Here is a 23044-nt window from a genome sequence, read left to right on the forward strand (position 1 = left end):
AGGCACATTCATCTTTTCCAGATTTTCTACGCCTTCAGCAGACGGCCAATTGACTTACCGCAAATCAGACTCACACTGGCGCTGAAATAGTCCGAGCCCGTCGGCTTCAGGTCGACACCCGTTCGTAGATAAACGTACACCGCGGCGCGCCTCTCGCAATCGTGTTGACTGGGGAGTTGCCGCGATGGAAGCGCATGATCGGCGAATACTCGTTGAAAACCGTTTCGTCTGAACGGCAGAATGCCAGGGTGATCGCCGGATTGCCCATGTCCCTGAAACATTCGTGGAACCGACACCGGACGACGTCGAGCGTGACCCGGGAGTCCGAGCGTTGGATGCCGTCGTTCTCGTTGGTACTGATGAAACCTTCCCGCATCTGCGTTTCGTGCGCATCGTGGAAGAAATCCCAAGTTCGAGCCTTTCCGCCAGGCGGGAAGTACGCCTTCCGCTGGACGGCACATCCCAGGTCGTGCAGAAAGGACTGGGTTGTGGAGAGTGCCCGCTCGGCGCCCTGAGCCTTCACCAGTTCGTTATACAGGACGCCAACCAGCAGGAAAGTGTCTTTCACCCGCCGCAGTTGCGCGTCGTCGCCTGGCTTCGAGAATTGCTTCTTGTAAGTTCCTGCGAGAGCGAAGAGTTTCGGAATGAGGACAAAGCGTCGCCAGCCGAGTACCGGCTGCAAGTGTCGGTTCAACAGCTTGGGTACCGTGAACAGGAGGGTGCCCAAGCGACGCCGGGCGTCAAGGGCGGGATCCAGATGGGCGTCTGTTTTCATTTTTCGGCGCATGACGAACTCTGTTTCAATCCGCGTCCCGATCTGATGGACCTGCGGGTGCATTGGGTAGGTGTACTCGTTTTGCTCCGCAGTACGAACGGGCTCAGCAGTTTCATTGAATTGATGGGCCTGCCCTGGTGGCCGTGCCCCGCGTTTTGGTCGTGGTTCATACCCACGCCAGCCAGATGCTGTTCTTCTCGTTGCATGATGTCGTTCTGCCTTTGTGGCTCCAATTGTCGCTACGCACATCCGAGGAGTGGCCGTGATTTCTGAAAGATTCGAAAAAATTAACCTAAGCTATTGATTTAAAAGAGTAAATATGGGGCGTCTCAGAAAACCGAAAATAAAGCACACTAAGGCGTAGCCAACCCGTGACTTCCCCGCGCCGACTCAGCGAGCTTCGTTCCGTCTTGCAGCGACGCGATCAGAGGGCAGGAAACGTTCCCCTTGCGCGCATGGCAGGCACACACCAACTCAGACAGCACGGTCTCCATGCGCGCCAAGTCGGTCATTCTCGCGCGCACATCCGTGAGCTTGCGCTCGGCCAGGCTACTGGCTTCCGAGCAATGCGCACCATCTTCCAATCGCAGTAGTTCGGCAATTTCATCCAGACTGAAACCCAGCCGCTGGGCTGATTTCACGAACCGCACCCGTGTGACATCCGCCTCGCCATAGCGGCGGATGCTGCCATAAGGCTTGTCCGGCTCTGGCAACAACCCCTTGCGCTGATAGAACCGGATGGTCTCCACGTTGACCCCGGCCGCCTTGGCAAAAACGCCGATGGTCAGATTCTCCAACTCGCTTTTCATATCGCTTGACTCCGTACATGACTACGGAAGTAAGCTTACGCCATCCCATTCAGATTCGAAAGGAAACGCACATGGCTGAACCGCAAAATGGGCGCGGGGCGCTCTTCACTGGAGGGCTGGCCGCCATCCTCGCGTCCACCTGCTGCCTTGGGCCGCTGGTGCTGATCACCCTGGGATTTAGCGGAGCATGGATCGGCAACCTGACGACGCTGGAACCCTACAGTCCCGTTTTCATTGGCGTGGCACTGGTGGCCATGTTTTTCGCCTGGCGGCGCATCTTCCGTCCGGCGCAAGCCTGTAAACCGGGAGACGTGTGCGCGATTCCTCAGATACGAGCGATCTACAAGTTCCTTTTCTGGGTCGTGGCCGCACTGGTTATGGTCGCGCTCGGATTCCCGTACATCGCACCACTTTTTTATTGACCACAGGAGCCCATCATGAAGAAGTTGTTTTCCGCCCTTGCCCTGGTTGCCGTCATTGCGCCCGTGTGGGCTGCTACCCAGACCGTCACTCTGTCCGTACCGGGCATGACTTGCGCCGCTTGCCCGATCACCGTCAAGAAGGCAATTTCCAAGGTTGATGGCGTGCAAAAGGTTGAAGTGAGCTACGAGAAACGGGTAGCCGTTGTCAGCTTCGACGATGGCAGGACCAGTGTGCAGAAGCTCACCAAGGCGACCGAGGACGCCGGCTACCCATCCAGCGTCAAGCGCTGAGCCACCCCGTCAACTCTGGAGAATCACCATAAACCTTCTCGACTCCATAGGCAACAAGGCCGGCGGGCTGGGCTCCGTCGTGTCCGCCATGGGCTGCGGGGCCTGCTTTCCGGCTCTCGCCAGCTTCGGCACGGCCATAGGGCTGGGCTTTTTGAGCGAGTACGAGGGCCTGTTCATCACCCGGCTATGCCTTGTTTGCCGCTCCGGCTTTGCTGGCATATGCGCTAGGTTGGCTGAGTCACAGGCAATGGCACCGGAGCCTGCTCGGGATGGTCGGCCCAGCTATCGTGCTGGCGGCCATGCTCTTGTTTTTTGGCAATTGGTGGACGGCGAACCTCCTCTATGTCGGTCTGGCCTTGATGGTCGGGGTGTCGATCTGGGATCTGCTCTCACCGGCCAACCGCCGCTGCGAACTACCACCCAAACACGGCTAACTGCATTGGCAGTTGCCGAAACGAAAAGGAACGATGCAATGTATTTGAGTATCACCGGAATGACCTGCAACTCGTGCGCGACACATGTCAAGGAAGCCCTGGAGAAAGTGCCGGGCGTGCTGTCGTCGCTCGTGTCCTACCCGAACAGCTCTGCGCAACTCGCCACCGATCCCGGCACCTCGCCAGAGGCGCTCACCGCTGCCGTGGCAGGCCTCGGCTACAAGGCCACACTCGCCGATGCCCCATCCACTTCAGTGCAGGGCGGATTGATTGGCAAGTCGCTGGGATGGCTGGGCGGCGGCGACAAGGCTGGCGGTGATGGGGGTGGACTGCATATCGCCGTCATCGGTAGCGGCGGGGCCGCGATGGCGGCGGCGCTGAAAGCCGTCGAGCAAGGCGCGCATGTGACCCTCATCGAGCGCGGCATCATCGGCGGCACCTGCGTCAATGTCGGCTGCGTGCCGTCCAAGATCATGATCCGCGCCGCCCACATCGCCCATTTGCGCCGAGAAAGCCCATTCGACGGTGGCATCGCAGCGACCGCGCCTGCGATTGACCGCGGCCTTCTGCTGGCCCAGCAGAAGTCCCGAGTCGATGAGTTGCGCCACGCCAAATACGAGGGCATTCTGGACAGCAACCCGGCCATCACCGTTCTGCACGGTGATGCGCGTTTCAAGGACAACCAAAGCCTTGTCGTCCGTTTGAAGGATGGCGGCGAGCGCGTGGTGGCGTTCGACCGCTGCCTGGTCGCCACCGGTGCCAGCCCGGCCGTGCCGCCGATTCCAGGCTTGAAAGAGTCACCCTACTGGACTTCGACCGAAGCCTTGGTCAGCGACACCATTCCCCAGCGCCTGACCGTGATCGGATCGTCGGTGGTGGCGCTGGAACTGACGCAGGCCTTCGCCCGGCTGGGTAGCCAGGTCACGATCCTGGCGCGCAACACCTTGTTCTTCCGCGAGGACCCGGCCATCGGCGAGGCCGTTACAGCCGCGTTTCGTGCCGAGGGCATCGAGGTGCGGGAACACACGCAAGCCCGCCAGGTCGCCCATGTGAGCGGCGAATTCGTGCTGACCACGGGGCAGGGCGAAGTGCGTGCCGACAAGCTACTGGTCGCTACCGGCCGGACACCCAATACGCGCAGCCTGGCCTTGGAAACGGCGGGTGTCGCCGTCAATGCACAGGGGTCCATCGTCATCGACAAAGGCATGCACACGAACAGTCCGCTGATCTACGCTGCCGGAGATTGCACTGACCAACCGCAATTTGTCTATGTCGCGGCAGCGGCTGGCACCCGTGCCGCCATCAACATGACCGGTGGCGACGCCGCGCTCGACCTGAGCGCTATGCCTGCGGTCGTCTTCACCGACCCGCAAGTGGCCACGGTGGGTTTGAGCGAGGCCGAGGCCCGCCAGCAGGGCATCGAGACCGACAGCCGTACGCTGAGCCTGGACAACGTGCCGCGCGCGCTGGCCAACTTCGACACCCGCGGCTTCATCAAGCTGGTGGCTGAAATTGGCTCGGGGCGGTTGATCGGCGTGCAGGCGGTCGCGCCGGATGCGAGCGAACTGATCCAGACGGCCGTGCTGGCCATTCACTCACGCATGACCGTGCAGGATCTGGCCAACCAGTTGTTCCCATACTTGACGATGGTCGAGGGCTTAAAGCTCTGCGCGCAGACCTTCAACAAAGATGTGAACCAGCTGTCCTGCTGCGCGGGGTGAAGTTGCACCTGCATCATCAATAGCCGGATCGGACAGGTTGAATCAGTGCAACAGGAAGGGGATGCGCAGCCTGCGCTCAAGACATACCGCGGGTGGCCGTTCTCCACCTTTGGATCAGGCTAGATCGAAGTACGCTTGAGTCGATGGCCAATCGTTGTCTCCCCGGACCCATTGCCTTACTTGGCTTGCTCAAGCGCCACGACTGTGAAGCCTGCTTCGCCTTTTTCAGCTCGGAACAGGATTTTGTCGCCATGCTTGAGGCCCTGGAGCAGTGTGGCTTCCGGAACCTTGAACACCATTGTCATGCCAGGCATGCCCAGGTTCTCGAGTGCCTCATGTTTGATGGTCAGTTTGCTCTGTTCAAGGTCCACCTTGCGCACTTCACCGGCTGTCAGCCTCGTTGTGGCAGTCACCGTGCCCGTGTTCTGGGCGCCGGCTGGAGCGTCAATCGCAGCAATGGCAAATCCAGTAGCGCTCATGGAAAGCAAGGCCGACGCAAAAAAAACATTAATCTTCGATTTCATGGAAAACTCCTAAGGATATGAACGGATCGTCCGGATGGCCTGCACCCGGCTCGGTTCCTCGCTCCGTATCAGTTGACGGATTGCTCCCGGAACAGGCGGCGCTCCGCGTCTGTCATGGCGAGGCTTGGCTTCGGGGTGTTGTGTGCAATGCTGTCGGTGTGGACAAGCCTGCCGTCCTGGAACGCATAGCTATGCTGTGGGGGGATATAGCCGACCTCGCCACCGACCAGCGTGCCGCCTTCAGCAGTCGTAGGTTTTTTGCGGAAAGCGTCCAACTCCTTTTCCACGTCTGCGCGGCTCTTGGTGCTTTGCACGGTGTGGGTCTCAAAGCCCTGTTCGCCGCCAACCCAGGTGCCGCCGCTGTTGGCAAAAGCTGCGGGAATGGCTGCACCGGCAAGGGCCAGGGCAAATACGGTTTTACGAAACAACATGATCAAACTCCTTTAATATCGATTGCAAGGTGTGGTTCCAACACTTGGAGCCACTGCGATGCAAACTCTGCATCACAGTTGTTAATGTAGAAACCCAGCTGCGACACCACCCTGACCCGGAGATTACGAATCCGTTATGTACGATCGAGGCTTGTTTTGAAAATTCTGGTGATTGAAGATGAACCCAAGGCTGCCGACTACCTGCGCAAAGGTTTGACGGAAAACGGTTATGCGGTTGAAGTGGCCCACAACGGCACAGATGGGCTGCATGCGGCTGCCAACGGCGACCATGACCTGGTGGTCCTGGATGTCATGCTGCCGGGAATTGATGGGTTTGCCGTTCTTTCAGCGTTGCGCACATTCAGGGAGATGCCCGTGCTGATGCTAACCGCCCGCGGCAATACCGACGACAAGGTGCGCGGCTTCGATCTCGGGGCCGATGATTACTTGGTCAAACCGTTTCAGTTTCCGGAGTTGCTCGCCCGGGTGAAAGCTCTGCTTAAACGCGGCCAGCCTGCGGCTGTGGAGCAGGTGCTCCGCACGGCCGACCTGGAGATCGATTCGGTACGCCACCGCGCCACCCGCGCCGGTCAGCGCATTGACCTTTCGGCCAAGGAGTTTGCTTTGTTGTCCCTTCTGGCCCAGAAAGCCGGAGAGGTTCTGTCGAGAACACAAATTGCCTCTTTGGTCTGGGATATTCACTTCGACTCGGACACCAACGTGGTGGAAGTGGCGATCCGGCGGCTGCGCGCGAAAATTGACGACCCCTTCGACGTAAAACTGATTCATACCGTGCGCGGCGTGGGTTACGTCCTTGAGCGCCGGGACGCGTTGTGACACGGGGCTGGCGTTTCAGCTATTGGTCCAGAAACTCACTGGCCACGCGCATCGCGCTGGCCAGCGCCTTTTTTGGCTTTCTGATGACTGGCGGCGCGATTGTTGCCGGATTTTATGCACTGTCACACCAGCTTGATGCACGTTCAGCCGCAGAACTGCTGGGCAAACGTGATCTTCTAATGCATGTGTTGTCCGAGATTCCGTCACTCGAAGCCGTCGACCCGAACAAACACCGCTTCGGCGATTTACTGATAGGTCACGACGACCTGCATCTCGCGCTGGCGGACCCCGTCAGCGGCAAAATCCTGACCAGTTTTTCACCGATTGCGACACAGTCCGCGTCCGCGCCGGATGCCTTCCCGGTCAGCTCAACGTCCATCCAGTCCTGGACGGCGACAACCGGCGAGCGGCTGAGTACGCTTCGCGGAAGCAGTCCGGTTGCCAACGGGATGACCGTGCAGTACGCCCTGTCGCTGGACCGACGGCACGACCGCCGTCTATTGGGGGGATTCATCAAGACAACCCTGGTGGGCTGGCCGCTGTTGCTGCTCGTCGTCGCGCTGGGTGCCTGGCTCAACGCGCGCACCAGTCTGGCGCCGCTGCGGCGCTTCCATCGCCTGGCGGCATCCATCGGCGCAAAGTCGCTCGGTCGGCGAATATCTTCCTCCGGTCTGCCACCGGAACTCTACGAACTCGCAGAAGAGTTCAACCGCATGCTGGAGCGTATAGACGCGGGGTACCAGCGGCTGCAGGATTTCTCAGGTGAGCTCGCTCACGAAATGCGCACGCCGGTTGCGACGCTTATGGGAAGAACTCAGGTGGCGCTATCCCACCCCCGCACAAGCGCGGAGTTTCAGGAGGTCCTGGAAGGCAACGTTGAGGAACTCGAGCGCCTGTCTCGTCTGATCTCCGACATGCTTTTCATCGCGCGCGCCGACCACAATGAAGACCCGTTGAATCAAGAACGGGTAGAACTTGCCCAGGAGGCACAACGGGTTGCCGACTACCTGTCTTTGATCGCCGAGGAACGCGGCTTGGCCGTGGAGGTTACGGGCAAAGCCACCGTCATGGCTGATCGTTTGCTGGTGGAGCGCGCGATCACCAACCTCGTGTCCAATGCGATACGTCATGCAGTGGCTGAATCGAAGATACGTGTGGCGATCAGCGCAGGAGACAACAGTGTCACGCTGGCGGTGACCAACCACGGCGATGCCATTGCTCCGGAACATCTGGAGCGGATTTTTGACCGCTTTTACCGGATCGATTCCGCACGTGCCAGGCTGGACGGCGGCACGGGGCTGGGCCTGGCGATTGTGCGCTCCATCATGCTGGCCCATGGCGGGCAGGCGATGGCGCAAAGCCGGTCGGGTGGTGAGGTGACTTTCATGCTGATATTTCCAGCGGCTGGTGTTAGTCCGTCAGGATTATCTTGAACCCTAGATCAGCTGAGATATCTCCATTAACGGCTTAATGCCCGAGCCGAAGCGGCTGATCGCATCCCGGTGGTCCTTGAGCTGGCTGTAAGGCAGGTAGCGGATATCCAGTTCTGACACCCTTGAAAACGCTGGGCGTCTGAGTTGCTGCGCCACCTCATCGCGCCGGTTGTCCGGGGCAACCAGGAACAGCGTGCTCCCGGCACCGACTTTCGTGCCCAGGGCCAAATCCAGCATCCGAACGATCCCGGAGTAAATGGAGGTGGAGTGCTCGACTTCGAATGCCGCGGCTACCTGCGCGCTGTCCCGCGCAAGCCAGACGACATCTATCAAGCGAACCGACTCCAGGCCTCTGGCGGCATCTACAGGAAATTGCTCCAGGCATCCATCAGCCAGGAAGCTGTTTCCGTATTCACGGCTGCGATCATTTGACGCGATCCAAACATCGAAACCGAGTGACTTTCCCAAATCGCGTAGCCAGCCCTGAATCTGCGTATGCGTGGCGTCGCTTTCTTGAGCCAATGCCCACTGTTTCTGCGCGGCAGCTGACTCCTCGCGCACCCGCTGCAGGTCAGCCTCCCACCGTGCGACTACAACGGGATCGTCCATTCGGGGTGGCGCCTCATAACGGCCGCTCCCCACATCAAACATCAGCCCGGCGACGGCGCCCAAGTCATTGGAAAGCTTTTGTCGGTGCTGCTCATTCAGGCGAATCAATCCTTCGCGCATTGACAGGTAATGATCCCATCGCCCGAGTTTGACTTTTCCACCGGTCACTGCGTTAAAACCCTTAACGATCGCCGTGTTGAACGGACAAACCAGTGTCGGGTGGATGAAGTACAGCAGGTTGGCCACGGCCGGCCCCAAACCCTTGATGGCCAGCGCATCAATCTTGCGAATCGCCTCGATGACGGCTTCGGCCGTATCGCAGCAGTCGCACGCATTGAGCAACCTGGCAAAAGCATGCTGGTTCTCCGCACTCTCATAGATGTCAGGTATGCGCAGCTTGGGCTTCCACAAAAACGCATGATCGGCGCCTTTGAATATTTGGCGCTGCTCTGCCACCGCCTCAACCACCGTTTGCAACGATGAGCCTCGGTACGTGTTGCCGAAGGTTCCGGCTTCGATATCGCGCACCACCTGACAGATGCCACGACGAATGGAACGGAAGTTTTTCAGACGCTCCTCCCACCGGAACCAGGTGTTGTAAGTGCTGTGGGGGTTCGCCTTCCAATGGTCAATCAGCAAAGCAACTGTGTTGTGCATGGGTTTCCCCTGAGTTTCTGGTTGAGTGACTGTATCTGAGGTTGAAGTTGGATCATCGGCGCAGGGAATCTGAAGCCCCCGGTGTGGTAGAAAAATAGCTTCAGATCGTCGCACCTCGCGTTGATGGATCGTAAAGACGGGGCGGCTTTTTCAAAACAAGCCTCGGTTGAACATAACGTATTTGTAATCTGCGGGTCAGGGCGGTGTCGCACCTGGGTCTCTACATTAAGAACCGTGATGCAGAGCTTGCATCGCAGTTGTCCCAAGTGTTTGGGGCGATACCTTGCAATCGATATTAAAGGAGTTTGATCATGTTGTTTCGTAAAACCGTATTTGCCCTGGCCCTTGCCGGTGCAGCCATTCCCGCAGCTTTTGCCAACAGCGGCGGCACCTGGGTTGGCGGCGAACAGGGCTTTGAGACCCACACCGTGCAAAGCACCAAGAGCCGCGCAGACGTGGAAAAGGAGTTGGACGCTTTCCGCAAAAAACCTACGACTGCTGAAGGCGGCACGCTGGTCGGTGGCGAGGTCGGCTATATCCCCCCACAGCATAGCTATGCGTTCCAGGACGGCAGGCTTGTCCACACCGACAGCATTGCACACAACACCCCGAAGCCAAGCCTCGCCATGACAGACGCGGAGCGGACCCTGTTTCAGGAACAGTACGCCAACTGACCCCCGCACCAAGCCGGGCAGGGTGAACACCGCCCGGCCCTTCTCCTACCCCTACCCCTTAAGGACATTTTCATGAAATATCATCTTCGCACAGCTACCTTGGCGCTTGCTCTTTCCGCTGCTTCGGTTGTTACCTTCGCCGCTGGCTCCCATGCAGGTGGTCACGGTGAGGCCACCATTGGTCAGCCGGGGCAGGCAGCCAACGTGAGCCGCACGATCAAAGTCGACATGACCGACAACATGCGTTTCACCTCGGCCGACATCGCTGTCAAGCAGGGTGAAACCATCCGCTTTTTGGTTACCAATTCCGGCAAGATCAAGCACGAAATGGTTCTCGGCACGCCGAAAGAACTCAAGGAGCACTACGCCATGATGATGAAAATGCCCGAAATGGAGCACGCCGACGCGAACATGATCACGGTCGCACCGGGTCAAACGGGCGAAGTCGTCTGGCAATTCTCCAAGTCAGGCAAAGTTGATTTCGCCTGTCTGCAACCCGGCCACTACGACGCCGGCATGAAGGGCCTGGTCACCGTCGCAGGAACCGCTGGTGCGGCGCCTAACGCCGACACTCCCGCAGGCCACAACGCAAGTCACAAGCATTGATCGATCCGAATAGCCCGACAGCGTTTTTTGCCGGGTTCTCGCATCCCTGAGCGATACTTTTTTATATAACTTTTAACTTTTTCAACTTCCCCGGAAATCAATACATTATGAAAACCCCTAAATCTCTCGCCGCTTTTGGCGCCCTCGCTCTGGCGGCGTCTTTCGCCGCCAACGTCTATGCCCAGACCACCATGAGCAAGGACAGCATGTCCGGTATGGACATGTCCGGAATGAAGATGGACAAGACCGATAAAAGCAGTATGCCCGGCATGACGCTGGACACAGCGGCAAACTCAGCAAAAACCGACGGCGAGGTCCGCAAGATCGACAAGGAGAACCAGAAGATCACCCTGAAGCATGGCGACATCAAAAACCTCGATATGCCCGGTATGACGATGGTATTCAAGGTCAAGGACGCGGCCATGCTGGACAGGGTCCAGGTGGGCAGCAAAGTCAAGTTCAAGGCCGAAAAATCGGACGGCGCGATAGCCGTGACCAGCATTGAACTTGCCCAGTAAGCAGGGGGCAGAGAAACGCCGACCCAGTCGGCACGGCCTTTACCGTGTCACTTTTGCACAAAAGAAAATGAGATCACCATGGATGAACTGAAACGCAGATCGCTGCAGTCGCTGCTTGGCCTGGGCGCCTTGGGAGCGCTTCCACCCGGTTGGGCACAGCTGCGCGCTGTTGAGATTGGCGCGGTACCCGTCAACCGCGCCTACGACCTGACGATCGCCGAGACGGCGCTCAATATCACTGGCAAGCCTGCCATGGGCATCACCATCAACGGCACCATGCCGGGGCCTGTGCTGCGTTTTCGGGAGGGCGAAGAGGTCGTAATTCGCGTGACGAATCAGCTCCGCGAGATCACCGGCATTCACTGGCATGGACTGCTGGTGCCCAACAATCAGGACGGCGTGCCAGGCGTTACCTTTCCGGGCATTCAGCCGGGCGAAACCTTTACCTACCGCTTCAAGCTGCGCCAGTCAGGCACGTACTGGTACCACAGCCATGCGGGGCTGCAGGAAGCGGCCGGGTATTTCGCCCCCATCGTCATCGACCCGATCAAGCCCGACCCCTTCAAATACGACCGCGAGTACATCGTGATGCTGTCGGACTGGAACGACACGCCACCACCCCAGGTGCTGGCGAACCTCAAGAAGGTTGAAGGCTACTACAACTACCGGCGCATCACGACGCCCCAGTTTCTCGCTCAACTGCGCAATGCACCCGACAAGAAGGCGCGCGATGCGGTCTGGAACGATCGCATGGAATGGGCCAAGATGCGCATGGACCCGACCGACTTCAGCGACGGCGGCGACGAATGGACTTTCCTGATGGCGGGCAAAAAGCCAGCCGAGAACTGGACCGCGCTTTTCAAGCCCGGCGAACGCGTGCGCTTGCGCTTCATCAACGCCTCGCCGATGAATATGTTCGATGTCCGGATTCCAGGCCTTCCGATGACTGTGGTGCAGGCCGACGGTCAGAACGTGAGCCCTGTCGAAGTCGATGAATTCCGCATCGGCAACGGCGAAACCTACGACGTGATCGTGCATCCGAAGGAAGCCAAGGCCTATAGTATTTTCGTGCCCACCATCGCACGCATCGGCTACGCACTGGGAACATTGGCACCGGAACTTGGCATGAGTGCCCCCGTGCCGGACATGGGACCGAAGCCCGTGCGGACGATGGCCGACATGGGTATGGCGGGCATGGACATGAGCGGCTCAGCCGATACCTCGGGCGCGGCAGATGCTTCAGGCATGGCCGGAATGCCCGGCATGGATACCAAACCCGCTGCAGGCGCGAGCATGGCAGGTATGAATATGGGCAAACCGGCGGCCACTTCGCCAGGCGCGTCTATGGCCATGCCTTCCACGCCTGCCGACAAGGCCATGGCCGACATGCCCGGCATGTCAGCGTCGGGCAAGCCAGTGCCTGCAGCAAAGCCGGCGGATTCGATGGCGGGTATGCCCGGAATGTCGGACCAGACGGCGGCCGCCCCGATTGCCGCCCCGGTGGATGCGGACGGCTTGCGCCGGCTGAAATACGGGCTGCTGCGCGCTGCCACCCGCAACGCCGACAACCGTGCGCCGGAAAGAGAACTTTTGGTACGGTTGACCGGCGACATGACGCGTTATTTCTGGTCGATCAACGACAAGAAACTTTCCAACGCCAAGCCCTTCAAAATAGGGCTTGGGGAGCGGGTACGCATCAAGATGGTCAACGAAACCATGATGGAGCACCCCATGCACCTGCACGGCGTATTCATGGAGCTGGTCAATGGCAATGGCATATTCGCCCCGCGCAAACACACCATCATCGTGCCACCGGCGCAAACAGTGGAGCTAGATGTTACCTACGAAGACGAAGGTACCTGGGCCTTCCACTGCCATCTTTTTTACCACGCAGTGACCGGCATGTTTCGCCTTGTCGAAGTAGCTTGAACCTAACCATAATGAACAACAATCTCAACCCTATAGCATCGGTGCGTTGGCTCGCTGCTGCCGTCCTCGGCCTGTCTGCCCTGTCTGCGCAGGCGGTGGAAGACGAGTCGATTTATTCCTACACCAAGGTCGAAGCCGGAACCGGCAAGATACGCGGCCAGGCCGGCTCAAGCCAGTCACTCAGTGTCGATGGCTGGGTTGGCGGTGACGTCAATAGGCTTTGGTACCAGTTTGATGCTGAGCGTAGCAAAGGACGAACGGAGGCCGCTGAGATGCAGCTGCTTTACGGGCGTTACGTTGCTCCATTCTGGGACGCACAGATTGGCCTGCGACATGACGAGCGACCAGGTCGACGTGACTACCTCGCTTTGGGAGTTCGTGGCCTCGCACCGTACTCTTTTGACGTCGATCTAAAGCTATTCATTCGAGACGACGGCAAGGTATCCGCCCGCACCCGGTTCGAAAACGATTTCCTGCTGACCAACCGCTTCATCCTGCGTCCCTACGCCAATGTGGAGTGGTCCGCTTCGAACCTCGATTCCACGGTTCGCTCGGGACCTTACCAAGTCGACATTGGCATTCAGGCACGTTACGAATTCAACCGGCGTTTCGCGCCTTATGTGGATCTGTCGAGAACTTTTTACCCTCTTACTCAACCGGGTGGGCAGCAGCCTTCAACACTGGTCCGTGCTGGTTTGCGCGTTATCTTCTAGCGGAAAATAACAACCGGGACCCAATACACGACTTACGCGCATCAGAACCTGTGTCGAATGCCCGTGGCCAGGCTGGAGCCGCTATGAATGTCGTGATGCGATCACGCATGGCGATGACGTAGACATGCTTGCAGGCCCACCTTGTCGTGCTTGCAAAACAACAACTGACTGGACCACGAGGGCAAGCAGTGCGCAGCGCTTGACGAGCGCAATCAACCGATGCCGGACGCCGTAGAGGCGAAGATGCTGGAGCGCGGCGGGATAGCTGATGCTGATCGGTCAAAACTGCGCTGAAGTCCTGCATGACGTGCGGCTTGGAGCCTGTGGCAGTGCCCGCGACACCTGAAAATCTAGTTCACAGGCAGGACTTCAGTTGGCGTTTTTGTCAGTGCCAACCTCTATGAGGGAGTCAGAGACATAGCGATGCGGCGGCACTTCAAGGTTGCTGGGCGCCGGAACGTTGCGGAACACACGACCTGCCAGGTCGAAAGCCGACCCATGGCAGGGACAAAAAAAGCCACCCGGCCACCCGGCACGCAAGTCGGTCGCACCGGCATCGGGGCGATACGCCGGTATACAACCGAGGTGCGTGCACAACGCGACAAACACGCCGATCTCGGGTCGGATCGAGCGCTGCGAATTTTTGGCGTAGTCGGGTTGCTGCTCGCGTCGCAGCGAAGCCGGATCCGCCAAGGCGCTTAGCAGATCGGGCGACTGCAAGCGCTGCTGCTGAGCCGCGCTGCGCCGCAAAATCCAGACGGGTTTGCCACGCCATTCGACGGTCATGAGCCGCTCTTCCGGCAAATCCTCGATCGACACCGTCACCGCCGCGCCAAGCGCCTTGGCGCGCTCGCTGGGGGCAAAGGACGACACGAAGGGAACCGCAGCGGCGACGATGCCGGCGCCGCCGACACCCACTGTGGCGAAGGTGAGTTGACGGCGATACGCATCGGGCGCACACGTGCAGGCTTTCAAGGCGTCAGTCATGGGAAATCCTTTCAGCAGGGCTTCTGATCTCGACGCCGCGGCCTCAGGTCATGAGGGTCCCAATAGGCCAGACCATGTGAGTGGCAAACTGATACCCAGAGCAAGGTCGGCAGGTTTGATCGGATCCCCTGCGGACACCGACCAAGCGGTTAGAGCCTGAATCGCATCGATAGTTTCCGGGATCGCGAACTTCTCAACCCGCGCTGTCATGCAGCCATGGGCAAGGTGAGCACCGATCGCAAGCTCTGTGGCTGTCCGGCCCCGCGAGCTCGAAAAATCAGAATCAGAACCTGTGTCGAATGCCCGTGGCCAAGCTGGAGCCGCTATTAAATGTCGTGATGCGATCAAGCATGGCAATCACGTAGACATCGGTTCTCTTGGACAGGTTGTAGTCGTAGCCCAACGAAAGGGTGTTGCGCGTATTGCCTGCGACCACTCGTGTCCCGGCCAAGCCAGCCAGAATCTTGCCGCTGCCAAGCGGGCTGGACAAGCCCAGCGAATAGGACTTGGCTCGCGTCGTGGAAATAGCCGCCTTGCTCTGTCCGTACGTTGCGAACGTTTTGACGGCCGTGAAGTCGTATGAGCCGCCCAGCATCCAGTCCGTCCTTGTGTCACCCAACGCGAAGGCGACCGGCACGGGATTGGTCACCTGATTTCTCTCGTAGTAGGCGCCCAGTGCCATGGGGCCGCTGAAATACAGCGCGTTAACGCCAACATTCTTCTTGCCGGATTGCCCAGCGATCTCCCCGAACTGATAGTGCAGGTTAGCACGCAAGCCGCCGATGTCCGGCGTGCTGTAGGTCGCCTGGTTGCTCCACCCCGTGTCGGAAGGCGTGGTAGCGGCCCATCCGGTCCCATTGAACAGGGGCACATTCTTGTGAAGCATGAGCGGCGAGAACGTGAAGGAGTCGCCAAAGGGATTCAGGACGACCGTCGGCAGGAAGTTGGGCGCCAGCCCGCGCCCGAGTGTCAAGCTGCCGAAACCGCCAAACAAGCCAACAGAGGCCTCGCGCGAGAAGAAGGTATCACCGGTAAAGCGCCCCTGCACACCCGTATCAGCTCGAAAAAATGAAGACAACGCGAAATTCGCCTTCAGGCCGCCGCCCAGGTCTTCCGAACCCTTGACACCGAACCATGAGGTGGTCAAGCCGCCACTGTTGACAACACTGGTGCGCTGGGCATCGCCGGCCATCTGCATCCTTCCCGCGTAGACGTCCACAGCACCGGCGAGTTGCGCCGTGCTCTGAGCATACGCACCACTTATGGTGCAGGCAGCCAATGCCGCTGCGATAAGAATGTTTCTCATAGGTCCTCTTTTGTGTTGCCAGATATTTCATCAACCCGACGGGCTGAAATATCGGTTTAACAAGGAAGCACCAAGAGGCCGCGCGGAAAGCGAAAACCAGCGAACCCTGGCGCGCAAGTCCTACTTGTTTTGCTAAAAATGTGCTTACAAACCAACAACTGGCTGGACTGCGATGGCAAATACGATATGGTCTTCTGCGAGCTTGCTATCAATAATTACGCGCGCAGCTCCGTTGACCAAGATTACTAAAAAGTAATCTGGTAGTCATTGCCCGACGTGCCACTGCTGCATACACTTCTCAGCCATAAAGTCGTCTTCGGTGCCGGTCGTTGATCGGTCGCAACTAACACTCCTTGCATGTGGCATTACCAAATTCCCTCACCAACAAAACACGTACAGGCTCACCTATGCCTGTGCTCGAGATCCAGCCGCAAATACCCAGTCACAGGCCCCAAGCGCGACGAATTGCCCGGTATGGCTTTGTTGGCGGATGTGCTACCGCAGTCCATTACCTGGTATTGATTTTTTTTTCAAAGGTGGCCGGTGTTCCCCCAGCATTCTCAGCTTTCATCGGTGCAGTTACCGGATTCATGATCGCGTACGTGGGCAACCGGATGTTTACCTTTCAGACCCCGAACCTGCACTGCGTCGTGCTGCCGCGATACGCAATGATCGCGATGCTTTCGGCCATTGGCAATGGGGGCATCGTGTGGGTCGGCGTGCACCTGCTCGCCACGCACTACCTTGTCGCTCAACTGGTCGCGACAGTTTTTTTTCTGTGCATCGCATATCCCATCAATCGCAATTGGTCTTTCAAATGATTCGATATCCACTGGGGTTTGATACCCCCACCGCTTCACTTTGCTCCATGAGTGTGGTTGTTCCAGTCTTTAACGAAGAAGCGGTGCTTGCGGCCTTCCATCAACGTCTTAAAGAGGTCCTCGCAAAATTGGACGAAAAAGTAGAGGTGCTCTACGTCGACGACGGAAGCTCTGACGGAACATTCCTGATACTACAGAACCTGCAGGCGCTGGAAAAACAAGTCAGTGTTGTTCGACTGAGCCGCAATTTCGGGAAAGAGCAGGCCATGAGCGCCGGTCTGCGTTTGGCTCAAGGCGATGCTGTCATTTTGATCGATGTCGATCTGCAGGACCCGCCCGAGCTGATTGCTTCAATGGTCGTGGCGTGGCGCGACGGTGCTGACATTGTCAATATGAGGCGTCGCTCACGCGCTGGTGAATCCTGGTTCAAGATGGCAACAGCCTACGCCTTCTATCGCGTAATGAACATGTTGAGCGAAGTACCCGTGCCTCCCGATGTGGGCGACTTCAGACTTTTGGACAGGCGAGTGGTTGCCGCACTGAACCTGTTGTCGGAAAGAGGGCGATTCATGAAGGGCTTGTTTGCTTGGGTGGGCTTTCGGCAAGTGACGCTCGACTACGATCGGGCGCCGCGCGCAGCGGGATCTAGCAAATGGCGGTACTGGCGCCTTTTTAATTTTGCGATTGAAGGAATCACCTCATTTTCTACCGCTCCACTGAAGGTAGCGACCTATGTGGGGCTGCTAAGCGCAGCCTTGTCATTTGCTTACGCTGTCTACTTCCTCGTCAAGACTCTCCTCTTGGGTGATTCTGCCCAAGGCTTTCCAACCTTGATTGTTTGCATCCTGCTTTTGGGTGGATTGCAGTTAATGGCTATCGGCGTGCTCGGAGAATACCTCGGGCGACTCTTCGTCGAGGCCAAGGCCCGCCCACTGTATCTGATTGACGTGTACACGCCTGCCCCAGCCATTGCTTCCACAACTTTGCCATCGCCAGCGAGCGTGGCCCGATGAAATGGCTCGAACCGCACAGTCGGGTCTTGTGGGCGTTGCTGCTGGGAATTGTTCTTTGGCGCCTCGCGAGCCTGGGCCTTTATCCCTTGATGGACACGACAGAGGCACGTTATGCCGAAATTGCGCGCAAGATGGTCGAAAAGGGCGATTGGATCACGCCTTGGTATGAGCCCAATAAGCCGTTTTGGGGCAAGCCGCCGCTGTCATTCTGGCTTACCGCAGTCAGCTTCCACATATTCGGCATCAACGAATGGGCCGCGCGTCTTCCCCACCTATTGGCCGCCTTGACGGTAGGATGGTTGACATGGAGACTGGCCCGGCGACGCAGCGAATACGAAGCCTTGGTCAGTGCGGTGCTGCTGGCGAGTTCCACCCTGTTTTTCGTTGCTGCTGGAGCCGTCATGACCGATATGACCTTGGCAGTCGCCACGACCCTTGCCATGCGCTCCTTTTGGATCTGCGTTTCGGGCAACGACGCGGAAAAGCAGTGGCAACGCTGGTTGTTCTTTTTGGCTGTCGGCATTGGGCTCTTGGCCAAGGGCCCGATCGCGGCGGTACTGATCTTCGCGCCAGTGCTGCTCTGGACACTGCATACCGGCCATGTCCGGCATGTTTGGACGACCCTGCCTTGGGCCGGCGGAATGTTGTTGGCCCTCGGGATCGCTGCACCCTGGTATTACCTCGCTGAAACAGCCACACCCGGCTTTCTGCGCTATTTCCTGCTCGGCGAGCATTGGCAGCGGTTTGTCACCCCCGGTTGGCAGGGCGACCGATATGGCACCGCACACATCAGCCCGTGGGGCACCATCTGGTGGTACGCTGTTGTGGCAAGTCTGCCGTGGTCCTTACTGGCCCCGGTAGTTGCCTACCAGTCGTGGATTGCGCGGCGCAGTAGCGATCACGAGAACGTGCGAGAGCGGCGTTGGCGACGGTATCTTCTATGGTGGGCTGTGACGCCTTGCCTCTTTTTCACGCTGGCCGGCAATATTCTCTGGACCTACGTTCTACCCGGATTGCCAGCCCTTGCAATTTGGGCCGCTAGGTATGTCGTGCCTCGTCTGCCAAAACGCCTGAGAATGCACACGTGGACACTGGCAATGGCTACGGCAGCGCCGATCACATTCGCAGCATATGTCGCTTATGGTCAGATCGGAGAGCGCTTTCAGCTGAATTCCGCCAAAGCGCTCGTTCAAGAATACCAAGCAATTCGGGGCGACCGTAGTCCCCTGCTCACATACGGATTTAAGTCTTACTCGCTGACGTTCTACAGCGGGGGCGCTGCACAAGAAGTTAAAGAGCTGTTCCAGCTGACGCAATACTTCGGCTCCAAGCCCGTCTTTCTTGTGGCGGAAGAAGAGGTTCTCGCTCGGCTTCGCCAGAACCTCAAGCAGGATCTGCCTACTCTAGCTCGGTATGATCGGTATTGGCTCGTAAAAATCGACCCGGTAGGAAGCAGCATGGAAACCAAGCGGTCGGGCCATGAAGTCGAGAAGGTTCGTTGACCCCATATTGACGCGGATGGTAATCCGCGCAGCTCCAGCTGGTACTCCATGGGCTTCCCGATGCCTAACAGCTCGACCTCGGAAGCGGAGTTGACTTTGGGGCAATCCCGGTTTGCGTGCAATTTGTGGCGCTTGCGCGTTGTTCGCTGAGTCCTGCGGTTGGACAACACCGAGCAGCGCACACCCACGTGAGGGTGCCCTCTGGGGTGCGGCGTCGGATCGCGTAGAGTAAGTCTCCTCGCTCACCCGGAGTCTATTATCCGCGTCTCCATGACATAGCCCGCGCCTCGAACCGTGTGCAGCAGCTTCACTGGAAACGGGTCGTCAATCTTTTGCCGCAACCGCCTGACTGCGACATCAACCACATTGGAGTCACAGTCGAAATTGATATCCCATACCTGCTCCGCCAAAATGGTGCGAGAAAGAACTTGTCCTTGCCGATGAAGAAAAAGGGCAAGAAGCTTGAAGTCTTGCGCGGACAAATCCAATCGTCTCCCTGAACGGGTGGCTCTGTGCCGGACCAGGTCCAGCTGCAGGTCGCCCAACTGCATGACGGTCAGGTCTTGAACGTGCCCCCTTCGCAGCAAGGCCTGAACGCGCGCCAGCAGTTCCGGCAGAGCGAACGGTTTGACCACGTAGTCGTCTGCGCCCATCTGGAGCCCTTTGACCCGGTCCTCCACCGTATCGCGTGCCGTTAACAAAATAATCGGAAAATCTTTCTTTTCACGCACCGCTTGCAGAACACCGAAGCCATCAATGCCCGGCAGCATGACATCCAGCAACATGAGGTCATAGCTACCCTCTAGTGCCATATGTTTCCCAACGATTCCGTCGCGCGCAAGGTCAACGACAAACCCAATTTCGACCAGAGCTTGCATAACATGTTCCGCAAATTTTGGTTCATCTTCAACCGTCAGAATTCTCATTTCTTGCAATATTCTGGTTTGCAACTTGTGCTGCAGGCCGGTCGTTCATCCACATGAAGCACTGAGCAGAAACCGGGAGCGATGACTGACGTTTGCCTACGCAACCTATTGACCGTCGGCGCGGATTTCATGCGGCGAGTGCAAGATGAAGGGTATGCCTCGCGCGGAAGGCCCACTTTGGACCCACCCGAAAGGAATCGAGCACGGTCGACTTGGCCGTCGCGAAGAACATGGACTCCTGCAAGTTATGACGTTCAAACGCTCTTCGCTGGTTAAGCGATCGGCGTCGCAAGTCACCTTCTGAGTCGCCGCCACTTCGCTGCGATCGCCCGAAGAGCGTGACAGCGCGTTCGAGGTCGGCCAGGGCTTCGTCGCTCAGTGCCGGAATGGCGCGTGGAGCAGCCAAACGAATTTGCACGATGAAGGGATTGGGTCCCACGACCAGGCCCCATGGCCTTTTCCCCTCTGCAGGGTCTACCGCCAAGGCCTCGAGCTTGGTTAGACCGAAATGCCTGGCCAACCGCAGCCGCGTGGCCAACCAGGGATCGGAACGATCCAGCTCCTCCACAGCGACCTTGGCCTCCTGATCGCTGCCTGATACAGGCAACACTAGGGAGTTCAACAGCTGCTTTGCGTGCAAGTCACCCTCGCGTGCCGCGCGGTAGAGCCAACAAATTGCTTGTTCGGACTCCGTGATCGATCCGGCTTCGCGCAGCATCAAGGCGCCAAGTTTGCGTTGCGCCTCCGCTTGCCCGCGTTCTGCGGCCTTTTCAAGGAAGAACCTGGCCATTTGGGGATTGGCGACAGAGCACCGGTGGTCTGAGTTCAGCTTGTACAAATGCAGCCATGCTTCGTCCCGGCCGGCGTCGGCTGCCCGTAGCAGCAATGCCGTTCCCTTGCGAAGGTTCGGACTCTCGGCGAGGCTCGAAGGCTGAAGACACCCACAGGCGATCCCGGACAGCGCGCGCCCAAGCGTGTAGGTCGCATCCGGGTTTCCCTGTCCGTTTTGCATCTCCAGGCTTGCCTGAACGAATTCAACCGGCATGTCTTGCAGTGATTCACCGGTGCGTTCTGCCATTCGAACCATCGCAACGACGAGTTTGGATATCGCACTTGTAGGTTTTGGCAGCAGCCCAATCGCAGCATGTACACACAGCCGCATGCGAGGCAGGTCCCCCTCCGTCTGTGCTTCCCGTGCTGCGAACTCTGCAATGGCACAGCCGTTCTCCTTCTTGTCGTCCGTCAGCAAGCGCAGGATTTTCGGTAGACGCTCACTGTCGCTGACGGACTCGCAGATGGCGAGCGCGCGGGCCGCACACGCCTCGCCTGCCGCCGCGTGCGCGTAATACGCTGCAGCTTCCGTCTCCCTCCCGGTGTGGGTTAACAGGTAGGTGCCGAACTTCAGCTGTGCCAACGCACTGCCCGAAAGTGCCGCCTTGCGAAGGGACTCTTGCTGACCCAAAAGCAGCAACTCATCCAGGGGCAGGCACTCCGCAATAAGAATGCGTGCGCCAGGCAAGTCGCAAACACTAGGGTGGGTGAGATAGTCAATGCCCGTTGATGAATGCTGAGAAAAACCCTCGATGCCCAGCAAATAGCGACGGCCGACCTCCAGACGCGCACCAATGTCGCCGTTTCTGGCGAGAGCTCTCAATTGAATATCTTGCCTTCGCATGCCTGTCTCCTTGTTGTATTGCGGATGAAACGAGTAGCGGGCCGTTTCCCCCGTTTTCCTTGCGCGCCGGGGCCGCACTTGCTGCATGAAGAATAAAAATTCAACACCAACAAGAAGATTGCTGAAACATTGCAGAGCTGCAATGTTTCAGCCGCTGTTGCCGTCCGTTCTGCCGTCTTTCACTCCCTTGTTGCAATCGCGAAACAGACGTGATCCATTTATTGGGGGGTGTGCATGCGTTGGTCATTCCTTTGCGAAACCGAGAGTGCCCATCAGCACCGTATTTCATAAAGTGACTTTCGTGGTGCGCTCACATTGAGGCACTACTAACTTCAACCAATCAAAGGATCAGGAACACTATGAAGCACATCGCAACAGCGGCGGCATTGCTTGCCCTAGCGGCGGGTACGGCCAGCGCACAATCTTCAGTGACGCTCTTTGGCATCGTCGATGTCAACCTACGCAACGTGAGCAACAGTGGTGTTGGCAGCAACTCCACGCTGAACAATAATGGCCTTTCCAGCAGCCGCTTTGGCTTCCGCGGTGTGGAAGACCTGGGCGGCGGCCTGAAGGCTGGTTTCTGGCTTGAGTCGGATATCAATCCAGACAACGGCACCACAAACGGCAACGGGAAACTCTTCGCCCGCCGTTCAACGGTGAGTTTGATGGGAAACTTTGGCGAGTTCCGACTCGGCCGCGACCTCACACCGTCGGGCGCGTTCACCTATACATTTGATCCTTTCGGTGTGATTGGTGTCGGCGGCTCCGCGAACATTGCACGCTACAGCGGTCAAGCCACATTTTTTCGCGCTGACAACGCGATCAGCTACTTCCTGCCCAACATGGGTGGTGTTTACGGCCAAGCGATGGTCGCGCTCGGTGAAGGTGTGAATCCTTCTCTACCGGGGACGGGAGTGGATCGGTTTGCTCGCAAGTACGCTGGTGGACGCCTTGGCTACGCGAACGGCCCCATTGATGTCGCCGTCTCCTACGGCTCTACAGAGGTAGATGCCACCGGTGGAAAGTTCAAAACAACGGGCATCGGCGGTTCATACAACTTTGGCGTAGCCAAGCTGATGAGCCACTACTACAGCGACAGGTTGCTGGCGCTGAAGGAAAATCGCTTCCTGCTCGGTGTGTCCGTTCCACTCGGTGCTCATGAGATCCGTGCGTCCTACGTTCGCTCGGACGCGACTGGTGGCACCGCTGCGTACAACGCAAGCGATGCAAACCAGCTGGCTTTGGGCTACGTGCACAACCTGTCCAAGCGCACCGCGATGTACGGCACCGCCTCACGTATCTCGAACAAGGGTGGAGCAACCTTTGCCATCTCGGGCGGCAATCCGGGAATCACGGCAGGCGGTAAGTCTTCTGGCTACGAGTTGGGCTTGCGCCACAGCTTTTGATGGTGGCTAGCGCTCACCCCTCAGG

The 23044-nt window shown here is 58.3% G+C and carries 23 protein-coding genes and 1 pseudogene; 15 read left to right on the forward strand and 9 right to left on the reverse strand.

All coding sequences use genetic code 11. The features are described 5' to 3' along the window. Nucleotides 1-106: 106 nt before the first annotated feature. Both PSV26_RS00005 and merR read right to left on the reverse strand, forming a co-directional pair. The gene (locus PSV26_RS00005) at nt 107-838 is read right to left on the reverse strand and encodes an L-2-amino-thiazoline-4-carboxylic acid hydrolase (RefSeq protein WP_300566229.1); all 732 of its coding nucleotides are present in this window, start codon (nt 836-838) and stop codon (nt 107-109) included. A gap of 290 nt (nt 839-1128) precedes the next feature. After that, nucleotides 1129-1584 carry an Hg(II)-responsive transcriptional regulator gene (gene merR / locus PSV26_RS00010; protein ID WP_300566232.1) on the reverse strand — a complete coding sequence of 152 codons (456 nt, stop codon included), beginning with the start codon at nt 1582-1584 and terminating at the stop codon, nt 1129-1131. Nucleotides 1585-1655: 71 nt separating this feature from the next. On the opposite strand from merR, the gene merT reads away from it, so the two are divergent. From merT to merA, 4 genes and pseudogenes are all read left to right on the forward strand, one after another. Beyond that, nucleotides 1656-2006: a mercuric ion transporter MerT gene (gene merT / locus PSV26_RS00015; protein ID WP_293595124.1), complete on the forward strand. Its 351-nt coding sequence runs from the start codon at nt 1656-1658 to the stop codon at nt 2004-2006. Between the two features lie 15 nt (nt 2007-2021). Further along, on the forward strand, nt 2022-2297 hold the full coding sequence (gene merP, locus PSV26_RS00020; RefSeq protein ID WP_293595125.1) for a mercury resistance system periplasmic binding protein MerP: 276 nt from the start codon (nt 2022-2024) through the stop codon (nt 2295-2297). Nucleotides 2298-2325: 28 nt separating this feature from the next. Next, nucleotides 2326-2731: pseudogene (gene merC, locus PSV26_RS00025) on the forward strand (organomercurial transporter MerC). 38 nt (nt 2732-2769) lie between these two features. Continuing rightward, the gene (gene merA, locus PSV26_RS00030; RefSeq protein ID WP_300566353.1) at nt 2770-4452 is read left to right on the forward strand and encodes a mercury(II) reductase; all 1683 of its coding nucleotides are present in this window, start codon (nt 2770-2772) and stop codon (nt 4450-4452) included. A 176-nt stretch (nt 4453-4628) separates the two neighbouring features. On the opposite strand, the gene PSV26_RS00035 is transcribed toward merA, so the two are convergent. Together PSV26_RS00035 and PSV26_RS00040 are read right to left on the reverse strand one after the other, a co-directional pair. After that, on the reverse strand, nt 4629-4976 hold the full coding sequence (locus PSV26_RS00035; protein ID WP_300566237.1) for a copper-binding protein: 348 nt from the start codon (nt 4974-4976) through the stop codon (nt 4629-4631). A 68-nt stretch (nt 4977-5044) separates the two neighbouring features. Next, nucleotides 5045-5407, reverse strand: coding sequence for a DUF4148 domain-containing protein (locus PSV26_RS00040; protein WP_300566356.1), 363 nt, complete (start codon nt 5405-5407; stop codon nt 5045-5047). Between the two features lie 156 nt (nt 5408-5563). Here PSV26_RS00040 and PSV26_RS00045 point away from each other — a divergent pair, with 156 nt between their 5' ends. Both PSV26_RS00045 and PSV26_RS00050 read left to right on the forward strand, forming a co-directional pair. Further along, nucleotides 5564-6244: a heavy metal response regulator transcription factor gene (locus PSV26_RS00045; protein WP_300566240.1), complete on the forward strand. Its 681-nt coding sequence runs from the start codon at nt 5564-5566 to the stop codon at nt 6242-6244. Then, the gene (locus tag PSV26_RS00050) at nt 6241-7677 is read left to right on the forward strand and encodes a heavy metal sensor histidine kinase (RefSeq protein WP_300566244.1); all 1437 of its coding nucleotides are present in this window, start codon (nt 6241-6243) and stop codon (nt 7675-7677) included. Before PSV26_RS00045 ends, PSV26_RS00050 begins: the two co-directional genes overlap by 4 nt. 3 nt (nt 7678-7680) lie before the next feature. Here PSV26_RS00050 and PSV26_RS00055 read toward each other — a convergent pair whose 3' ends face one another. Further along, nucleotides 7681-8943 (reverse strand): type II restriction endonuclease, encoded by a 1263-nt coding sequence (locus PSV26_RS00055; RefSeq protein WP_300566247.1) that lies wholly within the window; start codon nt 8941-8943, stop codon nt 7681-7683. Nucleotides 8944-9254: 311 nt separating this feature from the next. Here PSV26_RS00055 and PSV26_RS00060 point away from each other — a divergent pair, with 311 nt between their 5' ends. The 5 genes from PSV26_RS00060 to PSV26_RS00080 all read left to right on the forward strand — a co-directional run bounded on the left by PSV26_RS00060 (nt 9255) and on the right by PSV26_RS00080 (nt 13383). After that, the gene (locus PSV26_RS00060) at nt 9255-9617 is read left to right on the forward strand and encodes a DUF4148 domain-containing protein (RefSeq protein ID WP_300566359.1); all 363 of its coding nucleotides are present in this window, start codon (nt 9255-9257) and stop codon (nt 9615-9617) included. A gap of 72 nt (nt 9618-9689) precedes the next feature. Next, nucleotides 9690-10223, forward strand: coding sequence for a cupredoxin family protein (locus tag PSV26_RS00065; protein ID WP_293595813.1), 534 nt, complete (start codon nt 9690-9692; stop codon nt 10221-10223). Between the two features lie 107 nt (nt 10224-10330). Beyond that, the gene (locus PSV26_RS00070; protein ID WP_300566250.1) at nt 10331-10741 is read left to right on the forward strand and encodes a copper-binding protein; all 411 of its coding nucleotides are present in this window, start codon (nt 10331-10333) and stop codon (nt 10739-10741) included. Nucleotides 10742-10819: 78 nt separating this feature from the next. Next, a complete protein-coding gene (locus PSV26_RS00075) occupies nt 10820-12670 on the forward strand; it encodes a copper resistance system multicopper oxidase (RefSeq protein ID WP_300566253.1) in 1851 nt (616 codons plus the stop codon). An 11-nt stretch (nt 12671-12681) separates the two neighbouring features. Further along, complete coding sequence (locus PSV26_RS00080) at nt 12682-13383, forward strand: copper resistance protein B (protein WP_293595811.1); 702 nt, start codon at nt 12682-12684, stop codon at nt 13381-13383. Nucleotides 13384-13752: 369 nt separating this feature from the next. Here PSV26_RS00080 and petA read toward each other — a convergent pair whose 3' ends face one another. After that, nucleotides 13753-14370: a ubiquinol-cytochrome c reductase iron-sulfur subunit gene (gene petA / locus PSV26_RS00085; protein ID WP_293595810.1), complete on the reverse strand. Its 618-nt coding sequence runs from the start codon at nt 14368-14370 to the stop codon at nt 13753-13755. Between the two features lie 283 nt (nt 14371-14653). Beyond that, nucleotides 14654-15676 carry a porin gene (locus tag PSV26_RS00090; RefSeq protein ID WP_293595809.1) on the reverse strand — a complete coding sequence of 341 codons (1023 nt, stop codon included), beginning with the start codon at nt 15674-15676 and terminating at the stop codon, nt 14654-14656. A 407-nt stretch (nt 15677-16083) separates the two neighbouring features. Here PSV26_RS00090 and PSV26_RS00095 point away from each other — a divergent pair, with 407 nt between their 5' ends. Genes PSV26_RS00095 through PSV26_RS00105 form a run of 3 tightly spaced genes read left to right on the forward strand, consistent with a single transcriptional unit; the run spans nt 16084 to nt 19012 of the window. Beyond that, nucleotides 16084-16497: a GtrA family protein gene (locus PSV26_RS00095; protein ID WP_293595808.1), complete on the forward strand. Its 414-nt coding sequence runs from the start codon at nt 16084-16086 to the stop codon at nt 16495-16497. Nucleotides 16498-16544: 47 nt separating this feature from the next. Further along, nucleotides 16545-17510, forward strand: coding sequence for a glycosyltransferase family 2 protein (locus tag PSV26_RS00100; RefSeq protein ID WP_300566258.1), 966 nt, complete (start codon nt 16545-16547; stop codon nt 17508-17510). After that, nucleotides 17507-19012: a glycosyltransferase family 39 protein gene (locus PSV26_RS00105; RefSeq protein WP_300566261.1), complete on the forward strand. Its 1506-nt coding sequence runs from the start codon at nt 17507-17509 to the stop codon at nt 19010-19012. Before PSV26_RS00100 ends, PSV26_RS00105 begins: the two co-directional genes overlap by 4 nt. Before the next feature lie 242 nt (nt 19013-19254). Here PSV26_RS00105 and PSV26_RS00110 read toward each other — a convergent pair whose 3' ends face one another. Beyond that, nucleotides 19255-19938, reverse strand: coding sequence for a heavy metal response regulator transcription factor (locus PSV26_RS00110; RefSeq protein ID WP_300566264.1), 684 nt, complete (start codon nt 19936-19938; stop codon nt 19255-19257). Nucleotides 19939-20065: 127 nt separating this feature from the next. Next, nucleotides 20066-21613 (reverse strand): hypothetical protein, encoded by a 1548-nt coding sequence (locus PSV26_RS00115; RefSeq protein ID WP_300566268.1) that lies wholly within the window; start codon nt 21611-21613, stop codon nt 20066-20068. A 359-nt stretch (nt 21614-21972) separates the two neighbouring features. Between PSV26_RS00115 and PSV26_RS00120 the strand changes: the two genes are divergently transcribed. Beyond that, the gene (locus PSV26_RS00120) at nt 21973-23019 is read left to right on the forward strand and encodes a porin (RefSeq protein WP_300566271.1); all 1047 of its coding nucleotides are present in this window, start codon (nt 21973-21975) and stop codon (nt 23017-23019) included. Nucleotides 23020-23044 lie beyond the last annotated feature (25 nt).

It is taken from the genome of Polaromonas sp., assembly GCF_029945685.1.
Classification (GTDB): domain Bacteria; phylum Pseudomonadota; class Gammaproteobacteria; order Burkholderiales; family Burkholderiaceae_C; genus Polaromonas.

Coding starts and splice junctions, on each gene's coding strand:
- PSV26_RS00005 (WP_300566229.1), bottom strand. CDS start 838: ATGCACCCGCAGGTCCATCAGATCGGGACGCGGATTGAAACAGAGTTC.
- merR (WP_300566232.1), bottom strand. CDS start 1,584: ATGAAAAGCGAGTTGGAGAATCTGACCATCGGCGTTTTTGCCAAGGCG.
- merT (WP_293595124.1), top strand. CDS start 1,656: ATGGCTGAACCGCAAAATGGGCGCGGGGCGCTCTTCACTGGAGGGCTG.
- merP (WP_293595125.1), top strand. CDS start 2,022: ATGAAGAAGTTGTTTTCCGCCCTTGCCCTGGTTGCCGTCATTGCGCCC.
- merA (WP_300566353.1), top strand. CDS start 2,770: ATGTATTTGAGTATCACCGGAATGACCTGCAACTCGTGCGCGACACAT.
- PSV26_RS00035 (WP_300566237.1), bottom strand. CDS start 4,976: ATGAAATCGAAGATTAATGTTTTTTTTGCGTCGGCCTTGCTTTCCATG.
- PSV26_RS00040 (WP_300566356.1), bottom strand. CDS start 5,407: ATGTTGTTTCGTAAAACCGTATTTGCCCTGGCCCTTGCCGGTGCAGCC.
- PSV26_RS00055 (WP_300566247.1), bottom strand. CDS start 8,943: ATGCACAACACAGTTGCTTTGCTGATTGACCATTGGAAGGCGAACCCC.
- PSV26_RS00060 (WP_300566359.1), top strand. CDS start 9,255: ATGTTGTTTCGTAAAACCGTATTTGCCCTGGCCCTTGCCGGTGCAGCC.
- PSV26_RS00065 (WP_293595813.1), top strand. CDS start 9,690: ATGAAATATCATCTTCGCACAGCTACCTTGGCGCTTGCTCTTTCCGCT.
- PSV26_RS00070 (WP_300566250.1), top strand. CDS start 10,331: ATGAAAACCCCTAAATCTCTCGCCGCTTTTGGCGCCCTCGCTCTGGCG.
- PSV26_RS00075 (WP_300566253.1), top strand. CDS start 10,820: ATGGATGAACTGAAACGCAGATCGCTGCAGTCGCTGCTTGGCCTGGGC.
- PSV26_RS00080 (WP_293595811.1), top strand. CDS start 12,682: ATGAACAACAATCTCAACCCTATAGCATCGGTGCGTTGGCTCGCTGCT.
- petA (WP_293595810.1), bottom strand. CDS start 14,370: ATGACTGACGCCTTGAAAGCCTGCACGTGTGCGCCCGATGCGTATCGC.
- PSV26_RS00090 (WP_293595809.1), bottom strand. CDS start 15,676: ATGAGAAACATTCTTATCGCAGCGGCATTGGCTGCCTGCACCATAAGT.
- PSV26_RS00095 (WP_293595808.1), top strand. CDS start 16,084: ATGCCTGTGCTCGAGATCCAGCCGCAAATACCCAGTCACAGGCCCCAA.
- PSV26_RS00100 (WP_300566258.1), top strand. CDS start 16,545: ATGAGTGTGGTTGTTCCAGTCTTTAACGAAGAAGCGGTGCTTGCGGCC.
- PSV26_RS00105 (WP_300566261.1), top strand. CDS start 17,507: ATGAAATGGCTCGAACCGCACAGTCGGGTCTTGTGGGCGTTGCTGCTG.
- PSV26_RS00110 (WP_300566264.1), bottom strand. CDS start 19,938: ATGAGAATTCTGACGGTTGAAGATGAACCAAAATTTGCGGAACATGTT.
- PSV26_RS00115 (WP_300566268.1), bottom strand. CDS start 21,613: ATGCGAAGGCAAGATATTCAATTGAGAGCTCTCGCCAGAAACGGCGAC.
- PSV26_RS00120 (WP_300566271.1), top strand. CDS start 21,973: ATGAAGCACATCGCAACAGCGGCGGCATTGCTTGCCCTAGCGGCGGGT.